Source organism: Azorhizobium oxalatiphilum (genome assembly GCF_014635325.1).
Taxonomy (GTDB): domain Bacteria; phylum Pseudomonadota; class Alphaproteobacteria; order Rhizobiales; family Xanthobacteraceae; genus Azorhizobium; species Azorhizobium oxalatiphilum.
Genome location: NZ_BMCT01000004.1, coordinates 381213 through 403691, shown reverse-complemented (window position 1 = coordinate 403691; position 22479 = coordinate 381213). Strand labels below are relative to the sequence as shown.

Below are 22479 nucleotides of genomic sequence, written 5' to 3'. Positions count from 1 at the left end.
ACGAAGATCCCGCCCCTATTCAAAATTCGGGCGTTCACCACCATCAGGACACCCCGCCCGACGTGCTCGCGTGTGACCACGGACGACGGCAGGTCTCCTGGCTCACGGGTCGTTGCGCCCGCGTCGCCTTCCCAAACCCTTCAAGGTTCAGTGGCTGATGACGAGGCACTCGCCGCTTACAGTTGCGGGGGCAGCCACGGCATTGGGGAGGACACCTCCACACGCACCGTGTTCCCTTTTGATCCCTTGCGGGAACCGTCAGGTGCAAAGCTAGAGATGCTCCAGCCTCATCGTCAATGCCGCGCACCCCGCGCGCCTGCGGATTGTGGCCGCACTGCGGCAAATTGAACACTCCGGCCCTTCACGCGTTCTCCCTGCAACAGCCTCGCGGAGGCCCAGCTTGGGGAGATCGACATGACGAGCTTCTTCAAACCCTTCTTCGACGATCAGCAGCAGAACCGTCAGGATCGCACCCGGCCGCCGGAACTGGCGCCGAAGGCCAAATTCTCACAGGGCGAAGACCAGTCCCGCCACCATCAGGGCGCCGGCCCCACCGGGGAATATGGCGGCGACCGGCCGGCAGAGAATGACGGGAGCGCACTGGCGATGTTCGATGGCCGCGAGCGCCTGCCCGGCACGCCGAAAGGTCGGGCCGAGCCCTATTGGGATACGCCCCTGCCGCAGCCCGTCACGCTGTCCTACCCCGCCGGGCGACGGCTGGAGACGCTGGCTGACGCCGGCACCTTCCTCTCCAGCGGCGACAGTTCGCTGGTGCATTCGCTGGCCCTGCAGGTGACGGGGCGCGCGCTGGCCGATGCCGCCGCCACTGGCGATCCGGCGGATGTCGCGCAGGCGGGCGAACTGCTCGGGCACTATCTCTCGGCGGTGCGGCTGATGTAGGCGCCGCCGGGCCCTCAATGGTGATCGTGCGTGCACTTGCCGTGATCGGCCAGCACCTCGATCACCTTGCACTCGGCCAGCCGGCCGTGGCGGCAGCCCTCGATCATGCGTTCCAGTTCCGCTTTCAGCGCGGTGAGCGCGGCGATGCGCTGCTCCACCTCCGCCAGATGCGCGCGTGCCACGCTGTCCGCCGCCGCACAGGACTGGGTGGGATCGGCCTGCAGCGCCAGCAGCGTGCGGATGCCGTCCATCTCGAAGCCGAGATCCCGCGCATGGCGGATGAAGGTCAGGCGGGCGATATCCCCCGCATCATAGGTGCGGCGGTTGCCCTCGGTACGCGGCGGCGCCGGCAGAAGGCCGATCTGCTCATAATAGCGGATGGTCGGCACCTTCACCCCGGAGACGCGGGCGGCCTCGCCGATGGACACGTCGGATCGGGGTTCGCTGACTGTACGCATCATCCTTCCTCCAGAGACTAGAGGAATATAGGCGCGCGAACCCGCCACCGGAACCCCTGCCCCGCCGCCTCCAGCGATCCGGCCATGCCCCGAAAATGCCTCTTGCTCCTCTAGCCGCTAGAGGTCCTAGGACAGGGTTAGGAATGTGGAGGGTTGAGTCATGTCCACCGAAACCTTGCAGAGCCGCTTTCGCGTCGAAGACATGGATTGCGCGTCCTGCGCGGCCAAGATCGACACGGCCGTGCGGCGCATGCCCGGCGTCACGGACGTGACCATTTCCGTCACCACCGGCACCATGACCGTGCAGCATGCCGGCGCTGCCGGGCTCGACAGCACCATCGCAGCGCGCGTGACCCAGTTGGGCTACCGCACCCGCCCGGAGACGGCCCGCACGGCTGCCCCGGCCACCGCCGGCGGTGCCTCCTGCTGTGGCCATGATCACCATGGTCACGATCACCACGCGCATGATCACCGGAGCCATGATCATCACGATCACAAGCCCGGACAGGACCATGCGCACGGGCACAGCCATGGTTCCGCGTGCGGGCATGATCATGCCCATCACGGGCACGATCACACGTCCCATGATCAGGCAGCGCAAGACCATTCCGGTCACGGCCATGCCCATGAGGCCATGCCGGCGGACAAGACATGGTGGCAGACCGGCAAGGGCCGGCTGACGCTGGCCAGCGGCGCGGCGCTCGCGCTGGCCTATGGCCTCGGCCATCTGCTGCCCGCCTATGCCACCTGGATATTCACCGCCGCCATGCTGGTGGGTCTCGTGCCCATCGCCCGCCGTGCCGTCATGGCCGCCAGCATGGGCACGCCCTTCTCCATCGAGATGCTGATGACCATCGCCGCCGTCGGCGCCGTGATCATCGGTGCCGGCGAAGAGGCCGCCGCCGTGGTGTTTCTGTTCCTCATCGGCGAACTGCTGGAGGGCATCGCCGCCGGCAAGGCGCGCGCCAGCATCCGCTCGCTCTCCGCCCTCGTGCCCAAGACCGCGTTGCTGGAGACGAACGGCGGCACCCGTGAGGTGCCCGCCGAAACTCTCGCCATCGGCGCCGTCATCCTCGTACGTCCCGGCGACCGCATTCCGGCGGACGGCGAAATCCTCTCCGGCGAGAGCCCCATCGACGAAGCCCCCGTCACCGGCGAGAGCGTGCCCGTGCGCAAAGGCCCCGGCGCCAATGTCTTCGCCGGCACGGTGAATGGCGATGCGTCACTCCGGGTGCGCGTGACCGCAGCGGCGCAGGACAACACCATCGCCCGCGTGATCCGGCTGGTGGAGGAAGCGCAGGAGCGCAAGGCGCCCACGGAACGCTTCATCGATCGCTTCTCGCGCTGGTACACGCCCGCGGTGGTGGTGGTGGCGGCTCTGGTGGCCGTGGTTCCGCCGCTCGCCCTTGGCGGCGCGTGGGGCGAGTGGATCTACAAGGGCCTCGCCATCCTGCTCATCGGTTGCCCCTGCGCGCTGGTCATCTCGACGCCTGCCGCCATTGCCGCCAGTCTCTCGGCCGGCGCCCGGCGCGGGCTGCTGCTGAAGGGCGGCGCGGTGCTCGAAACGCTGGGCAAGGTGACGGCCGCCGCCTTCGACAAGACCGGCACGCTCACCGCCGGCACGCCGCGCGTCACGGATGTGATCGCCTTCGGCCGCAGCACGGAAGAAACGCTGCAACTGGCCGCCGCGCTGGAGGCGGGCTCCAGCCATCCTTTGGCAAAGGCCATCCTCGACAAGGCGGCGGCGGACGGCGTGACGATCCCGGCCATCACGGAAGGCAAGGCGCTGGGCGGCAAGGGCGTGAGCGGGCGCCTGGACGGCCGCCTGCTGTTCCTCGGCTCACCGCAGGCGGTGGCGGAACAGGGCGGCCTCTCCGCCGGCCAGCGCGATGCCATCGCCGCGCTCAATGACGCGGGCAAGACCGTCTCCGTGCTTGCCATCGACGGCATCGCGGCCGGCGCCATTGCCATGCGCGACGAGCCCCGCCCCGACGCGGCCGAGGGCCTGAAGGTGCTGACGGATGCCGGCATCCGCACGCTCATGCTCACCGGCGACAACCGCCGCGCAGCCACCGCCATCGGCACGCAGCTCGGCATCGAGGTGCATGCCGAACTGCTGCCGCAGGACAAGCAGCGCATCGTCACCGAGCTGAAGCAGCAGGGTCTCGTGGTGCTGAAAGTGGGCGACGGCATCAACGATGCCCCGGCGCTTGCCGCCGCAGATGTAGGCGTGGCCATGGGCGGCGGCACGGATGTGGCGCTGGAGACGGCGGATGCCGCCGTGCTGCACGGCCGGGTGGGCGACGTGGCGGCCATGATCGCGCTGTCCAAGCGCACCATGCGCAACATCCATCAGAACATCACCATCGCGCTCGGCCTGAAGGCGGTGTTTCTCGTCACCACCATCATCGGCATCACCGGCCTGTGGCCCGCCATTCTTGCGGATACAGGCGCGACCGTGCTGGTGACGCTGAACGCCCTGCGCCTGCTGCGCGTGCCCTCCGCACCCACGGCCCGGCCCGCGCCCCAGCCCTCCGGCGAGGTGGCGGCCGTCGTCTAGAGCATGTCCATGCCCGGCAGGCGGGCGATCTCCGCCGCCAGAAACTCCACCAGCAGCCGGACGCGGGCGATGCCCGCCCGCTCCGGCACGATGAGCATGCTGAAGGGCACCGGCGGCAGGCGATAGTCGGGCAGGATCTCCTCCAGCCGCCCGGCGGCGAGCAGATCCTCCACCAGCCACAGATGGCTCGGCCCCAGCCCCTGCCCCGCCGCATAGGCCTCGCGCGCGGCGAGCCCATGGTCCACCCGCAGACGCCCGCCGAACGGCACCTCGTGTTGCCGCCCGTCCGGCCCCTCCAGCACCAGCCGGTCGCTGCCAGCCACATTGCTCATGCGCACGCCCTGATGCCGGGCGAGGTCGGCCGGGATGCGCGGGCGGCCATGCGCCGCCAGATAGCCGGGAGCTGCCACCAGCAGGCGGCGGCTCTGACCCAGCGGCCGCAGTTTCATGGAGCTGTCGGCCAGCGGCCCCAGCCGCAAGGCGATGTCCACGCCCTCGCGCACGAGGTCCACCTTGTCGTCGGTCAGGCTGAGGTCGATGCCGATGTCCGGATAGAGCGCCTGAAAGGCGAAGATGAGACGGGTGGCATGCAGCACGCCGAAAGCCGCCGTGCAGGATAGGCGGATGGTGCCGGCGGGTGCGTCCCGCGCGGTGCGGGCCTCGTCTCCTGCCTGCTCCACCAGCCGCAGGATCTGCACGCAGTCCGCATGATAGCGGCTGCCTTCGTCGGTCAGCGATGTCCGGCGGGTGGTTCGGCTAAGCAGCGGAACACCCAGCGCATCCTCCAGTTCCCGCAGCTGCCGCGTCACCGTGGACTGGCCGATGCCCAGCTCACGCGCCACCGCCGACAGGCTGCCGCGCTCCGCCACGCGCACGAAGGTGCGCATGCGCTCCAGCGTGATGTCCGATCTATCCATTTTCCGGCACAATCCTATCCATTCATCAAGTCTAGTGGATAGGTCTTCAGCGCGCTAGCTGAGGGACAGTTGCTCCTGTCATCGAGGCTGTGCCGTGAAAATCCTGCTCGTCTTCGCCCATCCCGAACCCCGCTCCCTCAACGGCGCCCTGCGCGATGTCGCGGTGGCCGAACTGAAGGCGCAGGGTCATGAGGTTCAGATCTCCGATCTCCACGCGCAGGGCTGGAAATCACAGATCGACCGCGCAGACTTTCCAGCGCTCGCGCCCGACGCGCGCTTCGATCCCAGCGCCGCCTCCGCCGCCGCCTTCGCGGATGGCGGACTGACGGCGGACGTGAAGGCGGAGCAGGACAAGCTGCTGTGGGCCGACGTGCTGATCCTGCAGTTTCCGCTGTGGTGGTTCACCATGCCGGCCATCCTCAAGGGCTGGGTGGACCGGGTCTATGCCTATGGCTTCGCCTATGGGGTGGGCGAGCATTCGAACACCCGCTGGGGCGATCGCTATGGCGAGGGCACCTTTGCCGGCAAGCGGGCCATGCTGATCGTCACCACCGGCGGCTGGGAGGAGCATTACTCCGCGCGCGGCATCAACGGGCCGATCGACGACCTGCTGTTCCCCATCCAGCACGGCATCCTCTTCTATCCCGGCTATGAGGTTCTGCCGCCCTTCGTGTCCTATCGCGTGCAGCGGCTGGATGCCGCCGGCTTCGCACAGGAGGCCGAGCGCCTGCGAGAGCGCATGCGCACGCTGGCCAGCACGACACCCCTGCCCTTCCGGCGGCAGAACGGGGGCGACTACCTCATCCCCGGCATGCAGCTGCGCCCCGGCCTCGGCGCGCAGGACACCACCGGCTTCGCGCTGCATCTGGATGACGGATCCGAGCCCGCCTGACGGGAAAGCACAGCCATCGCCTTTGGCGGTCATGCCGCGAGAGGCGATGGCGGATGTCCAGGGGCCAATACTCAGAGAATGGAGCCGGCGATCCTTCCCATAAAAGGCGGGGCCGTGGAGCCGATATTCTTGAGGGTGTCCAGCCAGCCAGCCGCCGACACCGCATCCAGCGCCGCATCGCTCAACGCGACTGGCGCACCCAGATCCGCAGCCTCGATCTGATAACCATTGGCCTGCAGCAGCGCGACCACGGCGGCGACATCGACCGCTCCCTCGCGCAGCGGCGCAAGGCGCTCCAGCAGCGCGCCGTCGGTGGCCAAGTCCGCCTTCAGGCGCTCGTATTCTGCAAAGGACATTCTCATCTCCCGTGAATGTCCGCAGACTTATTGCCCCACGCCGCGCCCGTCATTGGACACCCGTCCCAACATTTGACCGGGCGTTCCAACGCCCTGCATGGGGCCTACCAGCCGATCCGCGCCGGGTCCGCCTCCTCACCATCGTGCACCCGCGGCAAGCGTGCGTCGGCAAGGCCCGGCTCCGGTGCCGGCTCCACGGCACCGCTCAGATAGATGAGGGTCGGCGCATGCGCGGCGCGCCGCCGCGCCAGCGTGTCGCCCCAGGCGCACGCAGCTTCAGCCGTGCCGGCCTCGATGAGCAGGCAGGCGGGCCATTCGTGATCCTGATCGGCGGGGTCCGCTGAGGGATCACGAAACCAGACGGTGTAGAGAAAGAGGCTCAGGCGACGATGCCGACCGGAATGCCAGACGCGGGATGCGGCATTACGGTCATGTCCACGCCGTAGATCTCGGCCAGCGCCTCCGGGGTCACGATGTCGGTGGCGGTGCCACGCCGGATCACCGTGCCGGCCTTCAGCGCGATGATCTCATCGCAGAAGCGGCTTGCCATGTTGACGTCATGCAGCACCACCACCACGCCGAGCCCGCGCTCGCGGGCGAGACGGCGGACGAGGGTGAGCACTTCCATCTGGTGGGCGATGTCGAGGGCGGAGGTGGGCTCGTCCAGCAGCAGGCATTCGGCATCCTGCGCGATCAGCATGGCGATCCACACCCGCTGGCGCTCGCCGCCGGAGAGCGTGTCCACCAGCCGGTCGGCATAAGCGTCGGTGCCGGTGAGGGCCATGGCCTCTTCCACCTTGGCCCGGTCCTGCGCGCCGAAGCGGCCCAGCGCGCCGTGCCACGGATAGCGGCCGAGCGCGACCAGTTCGCGCACCAGCATGCCATCGGCGGGCGGCGTCTGCTGCGGCAGATAGGCCACCTTGCGGGCGAAGTCGCGGTGGCTCCAGGCGGTGATGGGCTTGCCTTCCAAGCTGAGCGTGCCGCACGTGGGCGCCAGCTGGCGGGCCAGCAGCTTCACCAGCGTGGACTTGCCGGAGCCGTTGTGGCCGATGAGCGCCACCACGCGGCGCGCCGGCACCTCGAGCGTGACCGGCTTGACCAGATCGCGGCCGGGCACCGAGAAGCCGATGCCTTCCAGCGAGAAAAGCGGCGCGTCGGGCGCGGGCGAGGCGCCGGCGGCATCCGGAACGGCATGAAGGAGGCGTGTCAGAACTCTTCTCCCGGCATCATCATCGACTTCGGCCCGAACGGGCATGGCGGCCGCCTGCGCGATCCATCCGCACCCTGTGGCCGCATCCAGAACAGCCCACCCATGATGGTCTTCGCCAAGCCGGGGGACAATGTCAAAGGCCGAGAGCGATCCCGAGATCAGGTTGGAACAAATACAAACTATTGCATTTGAATGTGATTTTTCGTTGCGTTATGGCTCCAACGCTTGCGATCCGTTGCCATGGTGGGGCTTCGGCACACGCCCTCGCCATGCTGCCCGGGGTCGGGCCGAATGCGGCATGGAGGCCAATCCCAACGGGAGAAGAGAGACCCCTTGACCAGCTCTGCACAGGCACGCCTCGACCGGCGGGCCTTCGTCACCGGGCTTCTGTCCGCCCCGCTCGCCACGGCATCCGTTGCCCCTGCCCGCGCGGCGGAGCCCGCGCTTCGTCCTCCCCTGCGCCGGCTCGCCACGCTGGATTACGGCATCGCGGAGACGCTGATCTCCATCGGCCAGCCGCCCGTCGGCCTCGTCGCCCCCAACGACTGGCAGGACTGGGTGATCGAGCCGCCGCTGCCGCCGGATGTGATCAACATCGGCTCCAACCGCGAGCCCAATCTGGAGCTGCTGGCCCAGATGCAGCTCGATGCCATCCTGATCACCGGCTATTCCGCCGGCATCGCCCACCGTCTGCGGCAGATCGCGCCGGTGTTCGAATTCTCCCTCTATGTGCCCGAGGGACGCCCGCTCGCCCTCGCCATCCGCATGGTGGAGCGGCTCGGCGAACTCACCGGCCGGCAGGCAGAGGCCAAGGCCTTCCTGGCGGAGATGGACGACACCTTCGCACAGGCCCGCGACCGTCTCGCCGCCGTCCGGCATCGCCCGCTCTATATGCTGAGCTTCCTCGATAACCGGCATGTGCGCGTCTATGGCGCCAACAGCCTGTTCGACGACGTGCTCCAGCGCCTCGACATCCCCAACGCCTATCAGGGCGCCAGCAACAGCTGGGGCTTCGCCAATCTGGGCATCGAGGAGCTGAAGCCCGATCCGGATGGCAGCCTCATCTATTTCGAGCCCGTGCCGCCGGACCTGCTCGCCTCCATATCGCGCAATCCCATCTGGAACAGCCTGCCGGTGGTCAAGGCCGGTCGCGTGGCGCGCCTGCCTGGCCTGCTGATCTTCGGCGCCGTCCCCGCCGCCATGCGGTTCGCCCGCCAGCTGGCTTTGCACCTCGGGCCGGAGGGTCGCGCCCGTGGCTGATACCGTTCTTGCCCATCGCGCAAGCCGTCCGTTCCAACCCTGGATGCTGGCGGCAGGGCTCGTGCTGCCCGCCGCGATGCTCAGCCTGCTGAGCCTTGCCGGCACGCTGCCGCCGGCCCTCTGGACGCAGGCGCTGCTGGCGCCGGACATGTCCGACATCCGGCAACTGCTCTTCTATGACAGCCTGCTGCCCCGCTCCGCCGCCGCCGTGCTGGCGGGAGCGGCGCTGGCGCTGGCGGGGGCCATCTTCCAGCAGGTGCTGCGCAATCCTCTGGCCTCGCCTTCCACGCTGGGCATCTCCGCCGGCGCCAAGCTGGCGCTGGCGCTGGCGACACTGTGGGCGCCCGGCCTGTTCGCCTTCGGCTCGGAATGGGTGGCGCTGGCGGGCGGCGCAGGTGCGCTGGCCATCGTCTTCGCCTTGTCCTGGCGCAAGGGGCTTTCGCCGCTCGCCGTGGTGCTCGCCGGCCTCGTGCTGGCGCTCTATTGCGGGGCGCTCGCGGCGGCGCTGGTGCTGTTCAACGAGCATTATCTGCTGGGCCTGTTCATCTGGGGCAACGGCTCGCTGGTGCAGCAGGGCTGGAGCACGGTCACGCGCCTCGCCATCCAGATCGCGGTGGTGGGCGGACTGCTGGCACTGATGATCCGGCCCCTCACCGTGCTTTCGCTGGAGGAAGCCGGCGCGCAGAGCCTCGGCGTCTCCCTGCACGGCACGCGCCTCGCGGCCCTTTCTCTGGCGGTGGCGCTCTCTGCCTTCGTGGTGAGCGGGATCGGGGTGTTCGGTTTCATCGGCCTCATCGCCCCGGCGCTGGCGCGCCTGTCCGGTGCCCGCCGCCTGCGGGATCAGCTTGTCTGGTCGCCGGTCATCGGCGCCGGCCTGCTGTGGCTCACCGATCAGCTGGTGCTGCGCACGGGCGGCATTGCCGGCGGCATCCTGCCGACGGGAGCGGTCACGGCCGTGTTTGGTTCGCCGCTGCTGCTGTGGCTGCTGCCGCGCCTGCGCACCGCCGCCGCGCCGCCGCGCAGCGAGGCGGCACCCGGCAGCGTATCCGTAGGCCGTCCCGCCCTCATCGTCGGCTCCCTAGCGATCCTGCTGGCGCTCGGCCTCGTGCTGTCGCTCACCCTCGGCCGCGCGCCGGATGGCCGCTGGGCCATCGCGGGCTTCGCCGAACTGTCCGGCCTGATGCCGTGGCGTGCGCCGCGCGCGCTGGCCGCCTTGTTCGCCGGAGGCATGCTGGCGCTGGCCGGCTGCATCCTGCAACGGCTCACCCGCAATCCCATGGCGAGCCCGGAAGTGCTGGGCGTGGGCGCCGGTGCCGCCTTCGGCCTGCTGCTGGCCATCTACACGGTCTCGGCCGCCAATCGCGAGCTTCTTCTGGCTGCCTCCTGCGCGGGCGCCTTCGCCGTGCTGGCGGTGATCGTCCTGTTGAGCCGCAAGACCGGCTTTTCCGCCGACCGCGTGCTGCTGGCGGGCATCGCGCTCGGCGCCCTCTGTGACGCGCTCGTGGGGGCCATCACCGCCAGCGGCGATCCCCATGCTTTGCTGCTGCTCAACTGGATGACCGGCTCCACCTATCAGGTGGACGGCCCCCAGGCCGTGTGGGCCGCCGGCTGCGCCGTGGTGCTGATCGGCCTCACCGCCCTGTGCGTGCGCTGGCTGGACCTGATGCCGCTGGGCGATGCGCCGGGACAGGCGGTGGGGCTCAACCTCAACCGGGTGCGCTTCATCCTGCTGGGGCTTTCCGCCGTGCTGACCGCCGCCGGCACGCTGGTGGTGGGGCCGCTCACCTTCGTGGGCCTGATGGCGCCGCATCTCGCCAGCCGGCTTGGCCTTCGGCGCGCTCTGCCGCAACTGGCCGGCGCGGTGCTGGTGGGCGGACTGCTCATGCTGGTGGCGGACTGGCTGGGCCGCATGATCGCCTTTCCCTGGCAGATGCCGGCCGGCCTGATCGCAACTTTGATCGGCGGCCCGGTACTGATGTGGCTGCTGGCCCGCAAATGAGGACCGCCATGAGCATCGAGAACGAAAAGAATGCCCCCATGCCGGGCACGGTGCAGTTCGACATCGTGCCGCGCGCGGGCGGGCCGGCCTGGCGCATCTTCCTGCGCATTCCGACCTCGGAGATGCCGAAGGACGGCTGGCCGACGCTCTACATGCTCGACGGCAATGCGGTGATCGGCACGGCGGTGGACGCGGTGCGCGTGCAGGCGGCCTACCCGCTCGCCACCGGCGTGCGCGAGGCGGCCCTCATCGCCATCGGCTATCCCACCGATGACGCCTATGACGGCGTACGCCGTTCCTGGGATTTGGGGCCGCCGCCCGGCGCAAGCTATCCCCCCTTCACGCCCGATGGCCCGGAGGTGAAGACCGGCGGCGCCGATGCCTTCCTCGCCTTCATCGAGGAGGAGCTGAAGCCCGAGATCGCCCGCCGGCTGACGGTGGACCCGAAGCGGCAGGCCATCTTCGGCCACTCCTTCGGCGGGCTGTTCGTGCTGCACATGCTGTTCAACCGGCCGGACGCCTTCGCCAACTGGATCGCCATCAGCCCGGCCATCTGGTGGGAGGATGCGGTGGTGAAGAAGGGCATGGCGGGCTTTGCGGCCAACCCGCGCCCGGCCCGCGTGCTGCTGGCCGCCGCCGAATATGAGCAGACGCTGGCGCCGTTTCAGGAGCACCAGTCCGACCGCGAGGCCCGGCTTGCCCGCCTCACGGTCAGCCGGGGGCTGGACGACACCCACGAGATGGCCGCATGGCTCGCCGCCCTGCCCGGCGTGCATGCGGAATGCGTGGTGTTCGAGGGCGAGACCCACATGTCCGTGCTGCCGGTGGCGGTCAACCGCACGGTGCGCTTCGCCTTCGGGCCGGACGCGCCCTGAGCAACGGATAGTCACGCCACGCCGGGGCGGAACGGGCCCCTGCGGCCGATGGCCTTGCCCGACGCAGCAAAGACGCCCTCGCCTATGGGGGCAGCATCTCCGGAGGCTTCGGGGCGGCACCCCATGGGCCGCCCCCTCCCGTCACGTCGCGGCGGTGGTCACTCGAAGCCAATTCATCCAGATATTTCCCCGCCCTGAGAAGGGCAACCAAGATCAAATCGGTTGTGCGTCGGCGCGGCTCCACATCAGCGAAGTAGATATTGGAGGTAACAAAAAACCGCATCGCCTCTGGTCAACTTTTTGTTATGTATTCCCCCACGTCAGTTTGACACAAGCCAACGAAACGACGGTCAACGGACGTTGTTTTGCATGAATGGTGGGGTAAATGGTGGCGAATTACCCGTCGGGGCTGAATAAATCCGTTGATCAGTTTGCTCTTGAAGCAACTGGTCATGACAATGAGCGTCGGCAGACACTGCGCGACCTGCACGCGGGCCTGATGGGCCAAATTCCCACATCGGTCTGGAACAAGACGAGTGCGATGCTGTTCGCGGACCGCATCACCCTGTCCCGCCTGATGTACTTCAATGACCGCTACAAGGAGATCGTCGGCACCACAGGCGTGATCTGCGAGTTCGGCACGCTCTATGGCGGGACTCTCTCGACCCTGATCAACCTCAGGGGCATGTACGAGCCTTACAACTATCTCCGCCGGATCGTCGGCTTCGACACTTTCTCCGGCTTCACCGACGATCTGTCGGACGTGGAGCGGGAGAGCGGCCTGCACGCGGGTGGCTATGCGACGCCGTCCGGCTACGAGCGCGAGCTTGAACGGGTTCTGGCGGCGCACGAGCAGAACTCGCCGATCTCTCACCTGCGCAAGTTCGAACTGGTGAAGGGCGACGTGACCGAGACCTTCGACACGTGGCTCGAAGTCAATCCGAGCGCGGTCATCTCCATGGCCATCTTCGACATGGATGCCTACGCCCCGACCAAGCATGTCCTGGAGCGGATCCTCGAACGGATGCCGAAGGGCTCGCTGCTCTGCTTCGACGAGCTGAACTACCCCAATTTCCCGGGCGAGACCGTTGCCGTTCGGGAGGTTCTCGGGCTTCACAATCTTCGGCTGCGCCACGATCCCAACAATACGACGATGAGCTGGTGCGTGGTCGAGTAGGTCACTCCGACATCTCAAGCGGGATCTCCGCTCCGGCGGGGATCCCCTGCCCGCCGGGCCAAGGCCCCCGCCGGCGGAGCGGCGGGGCTGGACGCCGTGGTCAATATGGGTATATACCCGCGACCATGAGCTCCTCCTGCTATTGCACCCTGCTGCGGATGGCGACCCGCAAGCTGGCCGGCACCTATGATGCGGCCCTCGCCCCGGCGGGGATCAATGTCGCGCAATTCTCCCTGCTGCGCACGGTGCAGCGGCGCCAGCCGGTGAGCCTGACCGAACTCGGCCGCCTCGCCGAACTCGACCGCTCCACCATCGGTCGCAACGTGCGGGTGCTGGAGAAGATGGACCTCGTCTCGCTCACGCGCGGCAAGGACCAGCGCGAGGCCATGGTGGCCCTCAGCGAGACCGGGCGCGAGACACTGGATGCCGCCGCCCCGCTCTGGGATGCCTGCCAGACCGCCGTCGCCGAACGGCTGGGTCCGCAGCGCTCCGAGGCGTTGCGCGACCTGCTCTCCGCCTTCTGAACCATTCCATTACGCCGCTTCCCACGCCCATTTACGGGCATATACCCTGAAAATCGGACCTCCCGCCCATGGATGCCTCCGCCCCCGGTTCTGCCGCTTCCCCGCCCGCCTCGCCGCTGGCCGCCTTCCTCGCCCGGCGCGGCATCCACTATGGATGGGTGGTGGCGGCAACCACCTTCCTCACCATGCTGGTGACGGCGGGCGCCGTGGGTGCGCCCGGCGTGCTCATCGGCCCGCTGCAGGCCGAGTTCGGCTGGCAGACGGCGGACATCTCCTCCGGCTTCGCCATCCGCCTTGTTCTGTTCGGCCTCATGGGGCCGTTCGCGGCCGCCTTCATGAACCGTTTCGGCATCCGCCGCGTGGCCTCCGTGGCGCTCGCGCTGATCGCGTCCGGCGTGCTCGGCTCCTTCTTCATGACCAAGCTCTGGCACCTGTTCCTGCTGTGGGGCGTGGTGGTGGGCTTCGGCACCGGCCTCACCGCCATGGTGCTGGGCGCCACCGTCGCCACGCGCTGGTTTTCCCAGCGCCGGGGACTGGTGATGGGCCTGCTCACCGCCAGCACCGCCACCGGCCAGCTGGTCTTCCTGCCCCTGTTGGCGGAACTGACCGAGCGACTCGGCTGGCGCAGTGCGCTGGTGCTGGTGCTCGTCATGCTGCTGGTCGCCGCCTGCGTGGTGTTGCTGCTCATGCGCGACCGGCCGTCCGACATCGGCCTGCGGCCCTATGGCGCCACCGCGCCGACGCCGCATCCCGCCCATCCGCACACGTTCAGGGCCATGCTCGCCTCGCCGCTGGTGGCGTTGCGCGATGCCGCGCGCACCCGCACCTTCTGGGTGCTGTTCGGCACCTTCTTCGTCTGCGGGGCCAGCACCAACGGCCTCGTGCAGACGCATTTCGTGTCGCTGTGCGGGGATTTCGGCATGGCGCCGGTGGCCGCCGCCGGCATGCTGGCGGTGATCGGCGTGTTCGATTTCTTCGGCACCGTGGGGTCGGGCTGGCTGTCCGACCGCTTCGACAGCCGCTGGCTGCTATTCTGGTATTACGGCCTGCGCGGACTGTCGCTGATCTATCTGCCCTTCACCGACTTCAGCTTCTATGAGCTGTCCATCTTCGCCGTGTTCTACGGGCTGGACTGGGTGGCCACCGTGCCGCCGACGGTGAAGCTCGCGGCAGACCGCTTCGGCGACCGGGCGAACCTCGTGTTCGGCTGGATCTTCGCCGGGCATCAACTGGGCGCGGCCTTCGCGGCCTATGGCGCCGGGTTCAGCCGCACCTTCTACCAGACCTATCTGCCCGCCTTCTTCGTGGCCGGCGTGCTCTGCCTCGTCGCCTCGCTCGGCGTGATCAGCGTGCGGGAGAAGGCGAAGGCCGCCACCGCCTGAAGTTCAGGACGCCTCGGCCGGTGGCTCGGCATGCTCTGCCGCCGGCGCGGGACGCTCCACCTCGATCTGGAGGGCGGTCATGTGCTCGCGCGCCACATCCGACACCGCGCGCTCGATCGCACGGAAGCGGGTGATGAGCGCGAGGCCGAGGGGGGTGAGCGTGGCGCCGCCGCCCCTCTTGCCGCCGATCTGGCGCACTGCCACCGGCTTGCCGAAGATCTGGTTGGTTTCCTCCACCAGCTCCCACGCCCGCCGGTAGGACATGTTCATGGCCCGGCCGGCGGCGGAGATGGAGCCCAGCGAGGCGATCTTTTCCAGCAGCTCGATCTTGCCGGGGCCGATGCGGCCGCCGGGATCAAGGTCGATGCGCAAACTCAAGGTGGCCATGGAGCGTCGCTTTCCCCGCCCGCGCGCCGGTTCCAATTGCTTGCGCACGATATAGCGTGGATATCATAGCGGTGCGACCAAAGGGTCGCAACGTGCCCTGCGAACGACCGTTGCGTGACACGCATTTCTTCAGAAGCGCTCTTCTTACGGAATGCTGGGTCGCCCCCTTCGCTATGCAATGGATGGCATAGCGAAGTCCGACATGTGGCCGGCCTATTTCGCCCGCGCACAGAAGCTGTCGGCAAGCGAGGGAAACGGCACGCAGGACAGGCCGCGCCACCAACCCTCCAGACTCCGGCGGTTGCAGGCGAGCTTCACGGTCATACCCTCGCTCAGGGCCAGCCAGTCCGTGAACCGCCACGACGGCACGGGCACCAGCACCGGGACATCCCGCATGATCGCCTCGCAGATCACCGGCACCAGACCGCCGCCCGCGCATTCGGCGGCGCCGAAGCGGTTGATCACCAGCAGGTCCGGCTGCGCCTCCACCGCCGCCAGCAGGAAGCGCTCCGCCGCGTGCAGCGCGCCCGACCAGAGCGCCGGACTATGATGGGCGCGCGTGCCGCATTTGGGCACGGACAGGGTCGGCCCGCCGGGAAAAAAGCACAGGCTGTCAGCAAGACTCGCGCCGTCTTCCGCGCGCGCCTGCAACACGCCGCGCACATTCACGCCCCGGTTGGTGAGATCAGCGGAAAAGGCCGAAAGCAGCGCATCTGGCTCCTCCCCGGCCTCATAGACCAGAGCGGCCACCTGGCAGTCGCCATCGAAACGCACGCGGGCAGCGCTCATGAGCTCGTCTCCCGGCCTGAGGCCCGTGGAAGGAAGGACAACCGCCGCGACCGGCGGCGAAGCAGACGCCTCACTCGGCCGCCACGCGCGGGGCGACGAGATCCGGCAGCACGGCGGCGAAGCTGGCGAGGCCGGAGGTGCGCAGCGGCACGAAGGGCTTGCCCGCATCGCGGCACAGCCGCTTCACCTGCGTGGAGGCAAGATGGCTGACGCAATCCACCGGGAAGAGCGCCACGTCCGCCTGACTGATCAGGCCCGGCAGCAAGGTGGTGTTCTCCTCCATGCCGCCGTCATGGACCATGAGCGCGCCACCGAGCCCCTCCACCAGAGCCCGCACCTGCTCGATCTGACGGGGGCGACCGCCCACATAGAGCAGACGGCGACCCTCAAGCAGGGCCTCCGTCGCCTCCGGCGCGGTTTCGGTGCCGGCGACTGAGCTTTCCAGCGCCGTCAGCTCCTGCTCCAGCGCCGTCACATGCGCGTCCTGCGCCTCTGCGCGCGCTGCGCTTTCCGCCAGCGCGGCATCCCGCGCGGCCAGCTTTTCCGCGAGAGCGGCGGTGCGCGCCTGCTCATCGGCGAGGCGGCGGCGCAGCGACACCACGCGCTCGGGAACCGGCGCGGCTGCGGGCGCAGCGGCCATCTCCAGCGCACGGCGCAGATCCATGCGCAGCTGCTCCACCTCCCGCAGCAGGGCCGAGCGCTCCTGCGCCATCTCCTGCATGCGGGCTTCCTGACGGGCGATCTTGTCGTCGCGGGCGCCGAGATCGCGTTCCAGTTCCCGCAGGCGGGCGATGTCGGCGCGGTTGGACATGCCCACCAGATGGGAGAGCATGTGCACGTCCCCGAACACCTCGCGCACCAGCGCGCTGTCGGTGTGCGGATGGGTCAGCACCGCCCAGTAGGCGCCCGGCACGTCGCCCTTGTCGAGGCACTCGCGCCACTGGGCCCGCACCTCTTCCACCGAGCGGGCCTTGGCGAAGCGGCGGATGTGGCCTTCGTGCCGCCGGTCCAGCAGCTTGTTGAGCAGCTTGCCCGGAACATCCCGCCGCCCCGCCGCCATCACCCCGAGGCTATGCAACTCATGATCGGAGGCCGTGCGCGCCTTCGGCTCCTTCAGCTTGGCGAAATGGCTGCGCAGATCCGCCGTCGACAGGCAGGTGCCGATGATCGAGCAATGCAGGTTGGACGACAGCTCCCACAGGTGCTCACGCCGCCCCTCGCCGGTGACGATCGGGGCCGGCACGTCCTCCGCGAGCCCCTTGCGGGCGGAGGGGAGCATGCCTGCACGCTCAGCGAAATGGCGCAGCAGCACCGGGCTGTTGTTCACGTCACCCGCCTCCTTCGTAATATCCAAATGTGCATAACGATTGACGTCACCTCGGCGCACTTTGTCAATATGAAGGGCAGGTTCCGATATTCCCATGCGGATTTGGGACGCTGTGCCGAGCAGCCGCAGCCCAGATGAAAACAAACTGGACGGAGCGACGACACCGTTATATCCATTGGAACATAATTTAAGTCATGCTCATCCCGGTGAGCCCTGCGGATTCCATCTCATGCACGACCCCCTGGAGCCAGCCGACGGCAGCACCTTCTATGCGATCGCCCATCCCTTGCGCCGCGCCATCATCGACCGGCTGCGGCAGGGCGACAGCGTGGTCGAGGAGATGGCCGCCGACCTCAACCGCTCGCCCGCCGACATCGAACCTCACCTGCTGCTGCTGCTGCGCGCCGGCCTGCTGCGAAGCCATATGGACGATGGCGGCCCGGTCTGGTCGCTGGTTCCGGCAGGCCTCGGCGAGGTGGACCGCTGGATCACGCCCTACCGGCCGTTCAAGCTGGTGCGCATGGCCGATCTCCAGCATCTCGTGGAATCGGAACTGCGGAACGGGCGCTAGAGCGCCTTGATAGAGAATGTCGTGTCGCTTGGATTGCGGAGCGATCAAAGCCGGACATGCTCCAGGCCCGACCCCGCCCCCTGCCGATCCGCCGCGCCCGCCTGCGGCTGACCGCCCCACGCCCGGCGCCACCGGCACGGCTCGACCGCCCCCTTTGCGCACGATATGCAGGGGGCCGATCCGCCATATCGATCAGGCTGCGAGGATCCCTGCGATGCGTGTGCCACGCTCTGTGAATCTGCTGACCCTGCTGGCCCTGCTGCTCGCCTTCGCGGCGACACCGGCGACGGCCCGCATGGTCACGGATTCGGCCGGCAGGCAGGTGGAGATTCCGGACCATGTCACCCGCGTCTTCGCCGCCGGTCCGCCGGCCTCCGTGCTGGTCTATACGGTGGCGCCGCAGACCCTGATCGGATGGACCCGCGCGCCCCGCCCGGCGGAAAAGCCCTTCCTGCTGCCCGCCGTGCGTGACCTGCCGGAACTCGGCCGCCTCACCGGACGGGGCGACACGCTCAATCTGGAGCGCCTGCTGGCGGACAAGCCGGACCTCATCATCGATTTCGGCACCCTGAACGACACCTACCGCTCGCTGGCCGACCGGGTGCAGCAGCAGACCGGCATCCCCTATCTGCTCATCGACGGCCGCTTCGCCAGCACGCCCGCAGCCCTTCGCCTCGTGGGCGACATCCTCGGCGCGAAGGCGCGCGGCGAGGAACTGGCGCAGGCGGCGGAAGCCATCTTCGGCGCGGTGGATACGACCCTCGCCAAGGTGCCCGCCGACAAGCGCCCCCGCGTCTATTTCGCCCGCGGCAGCGAGGGGCTGGAAAGCGGCGCGCGGGGTTCCATCACCACCGAGATCATCGAGCAGGTCGGAGCCGTGAACGTGGTCGACGGCCTGCGCGAGAAGGGCGGCCTCGTCACCACCTCGCCGGAGCAGGTGATCGCCTGGGCGCCGGATACCATCATCACCCTCGACCGCGCCTTCTTCGACAGCCTGGCGCAGAAGCCCACCTGGCAGCCGGTGCCGGCGGTGAAGACCGGGCGGGTCTTTCTCAGCCCGAACCTACCTTACGGCTTCATCGACTTCCCGCCTTCGGTGAACCGCCTCGTCGGCCTCGTCTGGCTGCTGCACACGCTTTATCCGCAGGCCGCCCCCGGCGAGCTGAAGGATCAGGTGCGTCGCTTCTACAGCCAGTTCTATCAAGTGAGCCTCACCGACGCCGAACTCGACCGCCTGCTGGCCGGCACGGCCCCCTGAGCCATGGCGCCACGCACCGGCCCGGTCCTCGTCCTGCTCGGCCTCCTCCTGCTGGCCATGGTGCTGCTGGCGGCCTCCCTCGGCCCCTACCGCATCCCGCCGCTGGAGGTGCTCTCCGCGCTCGGCCGCCGGCTCACCGGAGCGGCGGGCGGCACGGTGGACACGGTGCTGTTCAACATCCGCCTGCCCCGCATTCTCGCAGCCGTTCTGGTGGGCGCGGCGCTGGCAGCGGCGGGCGCGGCCTATCAGAGCCTGTTCCGCAATCCGCTCGTCTCGCCGGACATTCTCGGCGTATCCACCGGCGCCGGGCTCGGCGCGGTGGTCGGCATTCTGCTCGGCCTGCCCGTGGCGCTGATCCAGATCATCGGCTTCGGCGGCGGGATGGTGACGGTGCTGGCCGTGGTGGCGCTGGCCCGCGCGCTGCGGGGCGGCGGCGATGTGCTGGTGCTGGTACTCGCCGGCATCGTCATCGGCGCGCTGGCGGGCGCCGCCATCTCGCTGGTGAAGGTGCTGGCCGACCCCTACGACCAGTTGCCCGCCATCACCTTCTGGCTGCTGGGCAGCCTCGCGGGGGTAAAGCCGGGGGACGTGCTGGCCGTGCTTCCCGCCGTCCTGATCGGCCTTCTGCCCCTGCTGCTGTTGCGCTGGCGCATCGGGGTGCTCTCGCTGGGCGATGACGAAGCGCGGGCGCTGGGCATCAACGTGGTCCGGCTGCGGGCGGTGGTGATCGCCGCCGCCACCCTCGTCACCGCCAGCGTGGTGGCCATCTCGGGCGTCATCGGCTGGGTAGGGCTGATGGTGCCGCACATGGCGCGACTGCTGGTGGGGCCGCGCTTCGATCGGCTTCTGCCCGCTTCCATCCTGCTGGGCGGCGCCTTCATGGTGGGCGTGGATACGCTCGCCCGCACGGCGGCGCGGATCGAGATTCCGCTTGGCGTGCTCACCGCCCTCATCGGCGGCCCCATCTTTGTCTGGCTGCTGGCCCGCGGCCGGAGGCGGCGGCTGTCATGAGCGCGCCCACCCCCCTCCTGGCCGCCCACGCCCTTGCCATCGGCTATGACCGCACGCCGATCGCCGCCGGCATCGACCTTGCCCTTCACGCCGGCAGCGTCACTTGCCTGCTGGGGCCGAACGGCATCGGCAAGACCACGCTGTTCAAGACCCTGCTTGGCCTGCTCCCGTCCATCGGCGGCACGGTGACGGCCAGCGGACGGGATCTGTCCGGCCTGTCACGCCCGGAAGCCGCCCGCCTCATGGCCTATGTCCCGCAGGCCTATGCGGGCGATTTCGCCTACACGGTGCTGGACCTCGTGCTGATGGGGCGCACGGCGCATCTCGGTGCGTTCGCCGCGCCGCGCGCGGCGGATGCGGAGATCGCCATGGCGGCGCTCGCAACGCTCGGCATCGCCGGACTGGCACAGCGCGATGCCCTGCGAATCTCCGGTGGCCAGCGCCAGTTGGCCCTCATCGCCCGCGCTCTGGCGCAGGAGGCGCGGATCATCGTCATGGACGAACCCACCGCCAGCCTCGATCTCGGCAACAGGGCGCTGGTGCTCGGCCGCATCCGTGCTCTGGCGGATCAGGGCTTCGCGGTTCTCGTCTCCACCCACGAGCCCGAGCAGGCCTTCGCCGTGGCCGATCAGGTGGCCATTCTCGAATCGGGCGGCTGCACCTGCGGCCCCACCGCCGACCTGCTGACCTCCGAACGCCTCAGCGCGCTCTACGGCACGGACGTCCGGGTGGAAACCACGCCCAGCGGGCGGCGGGTGGTGATACTCGCTGCGCTCAACGGGAATTGAAAAACGTGGATTCCCGAGGTTTTGCCCGCGCGGATGCGGAGCGGCCACTTTAGTGTAATTTCAGACATGATGCGGATGTTGGCCAACTGACGGTCGCCATGCCCGGGAGCCGGATCGGATCAGATTGAAACAATCTGATCCGCATATCCGTCTCATAAAACTTGGATGGGGACCGTTTTGCGGCTTGGATTGGGAAGCAATCAGAGCCAGACGTGCTCCGGCATGGGACCGATACGGGAGCCTCGCGAGGTGCAATGAACGCTTCGGTGCCGCCAGGGGGTGGCGAAAAGACGATGCAGGCCCTCAACCTGCCAAGGATCGCCCGGCTGGTGGTGATTGCCGGCGCGGTATTCTGCGTGGTTTTCGCCCTCATCATCGCCCTCAACATCCGGCAGGGCAGCCTCGACACCTGGGTGCAGGCGGAGCGCGCCGGCAACAACCTCGTCCACACCATGGCGCGCGACATCCAGCGCCATTTCGAGGTGTCGGCCACCCTGCTCGACGAAGTGGCGGAGACGCTTCAGGATCCTGCCTTCACCCGCAGCGACGACGCCCTCCGGCGGCTGGTGAAACGCTCAACGCGCGGCAACGGCGGGCACATGATCGTGCTCGGCAGCGACGGCGCCGTCATCGCCGATTCCGACATCGCCTCGGGCACCGCCACCGGCAATTTTGCCCATCAGGACTATTTTCGGGTTCACGAGGAGCATCCCGACACCGGCGTGTTCGTCTCCCCGCCCCATCTGAGCCGGCTGGAGCGGGGCGCGCCCAGCATGATGCTGTCCCGCCGCTTCAACGGGCCGGACGGCCGCTTCGCGGGCGTCGTCGCCATTGCCATCCGCCTGACCTATGTGGACGACCTGTTCTCCGCCATGGACAAGGATCCGGAAGATGCGCTCACGCTGCTGCGGGAGGACGGCATCGTCGTCGTCCGCCAGCCCGCGCAGGGGCCGTCCGGCGACATGGGGCTCAACGTGGCCAAGAGCGGCAACTTCCGCCGCTTCGTCTCGCAGACCAGCGGCTCCTTCATCGGCACCGCCCAGATCGACGGCGTTGAGCGCTTCTACACCTTCCAGCATATCGAGGGCTTTCCCCTCATCGTGGTCGCCGGCTTCAGCGTCGGCGGCCTGCTGGACGAATGGTGGCACCGGGCCGTTACCACGGCTGTCGCCACCCTGCTGTTGTGCTGCGGCGTGATGGTCGCGGCCATCACCCTGCGCCGCGAGCTGATCCGCCGGGCGGCGCTGGAGGAAAGCCTCGCGCGCCTCTCCATCACCGACGAACTGACCGGCATCCCCAACCGCCGCCGCTTCGACGAAACCATCGCGCGGGAATGGGACCGCGCCGTGCGCACCCGCAGCCCGCTGTCCCTCATCATGATCGATGTGGACCGCCTGCGCCTGATCAACGACCGTTTCGGCCATACCCGTGGCGACGAGGTGCTCAAATCCGTCGCGCGCAGCATCGCCGCCTGCCTGCGCCGGGCCAATGACATCCCCGCGCGCTATGAGGGGGAGGCCTTCGTCACCATCCTGCCCGACACCGACGCTGCCGGCGCGCGCGACATGGCGGAGCACATCCGCCTTGCGGTGCAGGAACAGGCCAGCCGGCCGGAGATGATGGTGACGGCGAGCCTCGGCGTGGTCACTCTCCGCCCCACGGAACCGGGGCTGGCCGGGCAACTGATCGCCACCGCCACCGACGCCCTGAACCGGGCCAAGGAGCAGGGCCGCAACCGTGTGGCCTTCGCGACGGCGGAGACCGCCCAGCCGCCGGTCGCCGACGCCCCCCCTGCCGATGCGGATCGCGCCCGCCTGCACTGACCCTTGCCGCGCGGG

21 protein-coding genes and 1 riboswitch are annotated in these 22479 nt (G+C 68.7%); of the genes, 14 read left to right on the top strand and 7 right to left on the bottom strand.

All coding sequences use genetic code 11. From position 1 onward, the window contains the following. Positions 1–70 precede the first annotated feature (70 nt). Positions 71–275: riboswitch (cobalamin riboswitch) on the bottom strand. 139 nt (positions 276–414) lie between these two features. Further along, a complete protein-coding gene (locus IEW24_RS16210) occupies positions 415–900 on the top strand; it encodes a hypothetical protein (RefSeq protein ID WP_188580446.1) in 486 nt (161 codons plus the stop codon). Positions 901–914: 14 nt separating this feature from the next. Here IEW24_RS16210 and IEW24_RS16205 read toward each other — a convergent pair whose 3' ends face one another. Next, the gene (locus tag IEW24_RS16205) at positions 915–1358 is read right to left on the bottom strand and encodes a MerR family transcriptional regulator (protein WP_188580675.1); all 444 of its coding nucleotides are present in this window, start codon (positions 1356–1358) and stop codon (positions 915–917) included. A 160-nt stretch (positions 1359–1518) separates the two neighbouring features. On the opposite strand from IEW24_RS16205, the gene IEW24_RS16200 reads away from it, so the two are divergent. After that, entirely contained in the window at positions 1519–3918 is a 2400-nt protein-coding gene (locus tag IEW24_RS16200; RefSeq protein WP_188580444.1) for a heavy metal translocating P-type ATPase, read from the top strand. On the opposite strand, the gene IEW24_RS16195 is transcribed toward IEW24_RS16200, so the two are convergent. Next, a complete protein-coding gene (locus IEW24_RS16195; protein ID WP_188580442.1) occupies positions 3915–4835 on the bottom strand; it encodes a LysR family transcriptional regulator in 921 nt (306 codons plus the stop codon). The two genes, IEW24_RS16200 and IEW24_RS16195, sit on opposite strands and share 4 nt — an antisense overlap. Before the next feature lie 94 nt (positions 4836–4929). On the opposite strand from IEW24_RS16195, the gene IEW24_RS16190 reads away from it, so the two are divergent. Continuing rightward, a complete protein-coding gene (locus IEW24_RS16190; protein WP_188580440.1) occupies positions 4930–5727 on the top strand; it encodes an NAD(P)H-dependent oxidoreductase in 798 nt (265 codons plus the stop codon). Between the two features lie 71 nt (positions 5728–5798). Here the strand turns inward: IEW24_RS16190 and IEW24_RS16185 are convergent, their stop codons facing one another. Continuing rightward, a complete protein-coding gene (locus tag IEW24_RS16185; protein ID WP_188580438.1) occupies positions 5799–6083 on the bottom strand; it encodes a Nif11 family protein in 285 nt (94 codons plus the stop codon). 379 nt (positions 6084–6462) lie between these two features. Next, the gene (locus IEW24_RS16180; protein ID WP_188580436.1) at positions 6463–7338 is read right to left on the bottom strand and encodes an ATP-binding cassette domain-containing protein; all 876 of its coding nucleotides are present in this window, start codon (positions 7336–7338) and stop codon (positions 6463–6465) included. Positions 7339–7626: 288 nt separating this feature from the next. Between IEW24_RS16180 and IEW24_RS16175 the strand changes: the two genes are divergently transcribed. The 6 genes from IEW24_RS16175 to IEW24_RS16150 all read left to right on the top strand — a co-directional run bounded on the left by IEW24_RS16175 (position 7627) and on the right by IEW24_RS16150 (position 14510). Then, entirely contained in the window at positions 7627–8553 is a 927-nt protein-coding gene (locus IEW24_RS16175; protein ID WP_188580434.1) for an ABC transporter substrate-binding protein, read from the top strand. Continuing rightward, complete coding sequence (fhuB, locus tag IEW24_RS16170) at positions 8546–10552, top strand: Fe(3+)-hydroxamate ABC transporter permease FhuB (RefSeq protein ID WP_244644461.1); 2007 nt, start codon at positions 8546–8548, stop codon at positions 10550–10552. Before IEW24_RS16175 ends, fhuB begins: the two co-directional genes overlap by 8 nt. 8 nt (positions 10553–10560) lie before the next feature. Next, positions 10561–11427: an alpha/beta hydrolase gene (locus tag IEW24_RS16165; RefSeq protein WP_188580432.1), complete on the top strand. Its 867-nt coding sequence runs from the start codon at positions 10561–10563 to the stop codon at positions 11425–11427. A 541-nt stretch (positions 11428–11968) separates the two neighbouring features. Continuing rightward, positions 11969–12604: a crotonobetainyl-CoA--carnitine CoA-transferase gene (locus IEW24_RS16160; protein WP_188580430.1), complete on the top strand. Its 636-nt coding sequence runs from the start codon at positions 11969–11971 to the stop codon at positions 12602–12604. Between the two features lie 125 nt (positions 12605–12729). Beyond that, positions 12730–13128, top strand: coding sequence for a MarR family winged helix-turn-helix transcriptional regulator (locus IEW24_RS16155; RefSeq protein WP_188580428.1), 399 nt, complete (start codon positions 12730–12732; stop codon positions 13126–13128). Between the two features lie 68 nt (positions 13129–13196). Next, entirely contained in the window at positions 13197–14510 is a 1314-nt protein-coding gene (locus IEW24_RS16150) for an MFS transporter (RefSeq protein WP_188580427.1), read from the top strand. A gap of 3 nt (positions 14511–14513) precedes the next feature. Here the strand turns inward: IEW24_RS16150 and IEW24_RS16145 are convergent, their stop codons facing one another. The 3 genes from IEW24_RS16145 to IEW24_RS16135 all read right to left on the bottom strand — a co-directional run bounded on the left by IEW24_RS16145 (position 14514) and on the right by IEW24_RS16135 (position 17013). After that, complete coding sequence (locus IEW24_RS16145) at positions 14514–14897, bottom strand: winged helix-turn-helix domain-containing protein (protein WP_188580425.1); 384 nt, start codon at positions 14895–14897, stop codon at positions 14514–14516. 213 nt (positions 14898–15110) lie between these two features. Next, the gene (locus IEW24_RS16140; RefSeq protein WP_188580423.1) at positions 15111–15686 is read right to left on the bottom strand and encodes a DUF2478 domain-containing protein; all 576 of its coding nucleotides are present in this window, start codon (positions 15684–15686) and stop codon (positions 15111–15113) included. 70 nt (positions 15687–15756) lie between these two features. Further along, positions 15757–17013, bottom strand: a complete 1257-nt coding sequence (locus IEW24_RS16135) for a DUF2325 domain-containing protein (RefSeq protein WP_188580421.1) — start codon at positions 17011–17013, stop codon at positions 15757–15759. Positions 17014–17242: 229 nt separating this feature from the next. Between IEW24_RS16135 and IEW24_RS16130 the strand changes: the two genes are divergently transcribed. The 5 genes from IEW24_RS16130 to IEW24_RS16110 all read left to right on the top strand — a co-directional run bounded on the left by IEW24_RS16130 (position 17243) and on the right by IEW24_RS16110 (position 22464). After that, complete coding sequence (locus IEW24_RS16130; RefSeq protein WP_188580419.1) at positions 17243–17584, top strand: helix-turn-helix domain-containing protein; 342 nt, start codon at positions 17243–17245, stop codon at positions 17582–17584. 214 nt (positions 17585–17798) lie between these two features. Next, positions 17799–18842, top strand: coding sequence for an iron ABC transporter substrate-binding protein (locus IEW24_RS16125; protein WP_188580417.1), 1044 nt, complete (start codon positions 17799–17801; stop codon positions 18840–18842). A gap of 3 nt (positions 18843–18845) precedes the next feature. Beyond that, positions 18846–19853 carry a FecCD family ABC transporter permease gene (locus IEW24_RS16120; RefSeq protein ID WP_188580415.1) on the top strand — a complete coding sequence of 336 codons (1008 nt, stop codon included), beginning with the start codon at positions 18846–18848 and terminating at the stop codon, positions 19851–19853. Beyond that, a complete protein-coding gene (locus tag IEW24_RS16115; protein WP_188580413.1) occupies positions 19850–20641 on the top strand; it encodes an ABC transporter ATP-binding protein in 792 nt (263 codons plus the stop codon). The genes IEW24_RS16120 and IEW24_RS16115 overlap by 4 nt, the downstream gene beginning before the upstream one ends. Positions 20642–20934: 293 nt before the next feature. Then, positions 20935–22464 (top strand): sensor domain-containing diguanylate cyclase, encoded by a 1530-nt coding sequence (locus tag IEW24_RS16110; protein WP_188580412.1) that lies wholly within the window; start codon positions 20935–20937, stop codon positions 22462–22464. The last annotated feature ends 15 nt before the right edge of the window (positions 22465–22479 follow it).

Excerpts from the sequence above, each read along its gene's own strand:
- IEW24_RS16200 (WP_188580444.1), top strand. The coding sequence starts at position 1,519 with ATGTCCACCGAAACCTTGCAGAGCCGCTTTCGCGTCGAAGACATGGAT.
- IEW24_RS16130 (WP_188580419.1), top strand. The coding sequence starts at position 17,243 with ATGCACGACCCCCTGGAGCCAGCCGACGGCAGCACCTTCTATGCGATC.
- IEW24_RS16180 (WP_188580436.1), bottom strand. The coding sequence starts at position 7,338 with ATGCCCGTTCGGGCCGAAGTCGATGATGATGCCGGGAGAAGAGTTCTG.
- IEW24_RS16140 (WP_188580423.1), bottom strand. The coding sequence starts at position 15,686 with ATGAGCGCTGCCCGCGTGCGTTTCGATGGCGACTGCCAGGTGGCCGCT.
- IEW24_RS16110 (WP_188580412.1), top strand. The coding sequence starts at position 20,935 with ATGCAGGCCCTCAACCTGCCAAGGATCGCCCGGCTGGTGGTGATTGCC.
- IEW24_RS16150 (WP_188580427.1), top strand. The coding sequence starts at position 13,197 with ATGGATGCCTCCGCCCCCGGTTCTGCCGCTTCCCCGCCCGCCTCGCCG.
- IEW24_RS16120 (WP_188580415.1), top strand. The coding sequence starts at position 18,846 with ATGGCGCCACGCACCGGCCCGGTCCTCGTCCTGCTCGGCCTCCTCCTG.
- IEW24_RS16165 (WP_188580432.1), top strand. The coding sequence starts at position 10,561 with ATGAGCATCGAGAACGAAAAGAATGCCCCCATGCCGGGCACGGTGCAG.
- IEW24_RS16155 (WP_188580428.1), top strand. The coding sequence starts at position 12,730 with ATGAGCTCCTCCTGCTATTGCACCCTGCTGCGGATGGCGACCCGCAAG.
- IEW24_RS16115 (WP_188580413.1), top strand. The coding sequence starts at position 19,850 with ATGAGCGCGCCCACCCCCCTCCTGGCCGCCCACGCCCTTGCCATCGGC.
- IEW24_RS16160 (WP_188580430.1), top strand. The coding sequence starts at position 11,969 with ATGCTGTTCGCGGACCGCATCACCCTGTCCCGCCTGATGTACTTCAAT.
- IEW24_RS16195 (WP_188580442.1), bottom strand. The coding sequence starts at position 4,835 with ATGGATAGATCGGACATCACGCTGGAGCGCATGCGCACCTTCGTGCGC.
- IEW24_RS16185 (WP_188580438.1), bottom strand. The coding sequence starts at position 6,083 with ATGTCCTTTGCAGAATACGAGCGCCTGAAGGCGGACTTGGCCACCGAC.
- IEW24_RS16210 (WP_188580446.1), top strand. The coding sequence starts at position 415 with ATGACGAGCTTCTTCAAACCCTTCTTCGACGATCAGCAGCAGAACCGT.
- IEW24_RS16145 (WP_188580425.1), bottom strand. The coding sequence starts at position 14,897 with ATGGCCACCTTGAGTTTGCGCATCGACCTTGATCCCGGCGGCCGCATC.
- IEW24_RS16125 (WP_188580417.1), top strand. The coding sequence starts at position 17,799 with ATGCGTGTGCCACGCTCTGTGAATCTGCTGACCCTGCTGGCCCTGCTG.
- IEW24_RS16205 (WP_188580675.1), bottom strand. The coding sequence starts at position 1,358 with ATGCGTACAGTCAGCGAACCCCGATCCGACGTGTCCATCGGCGAGGCC.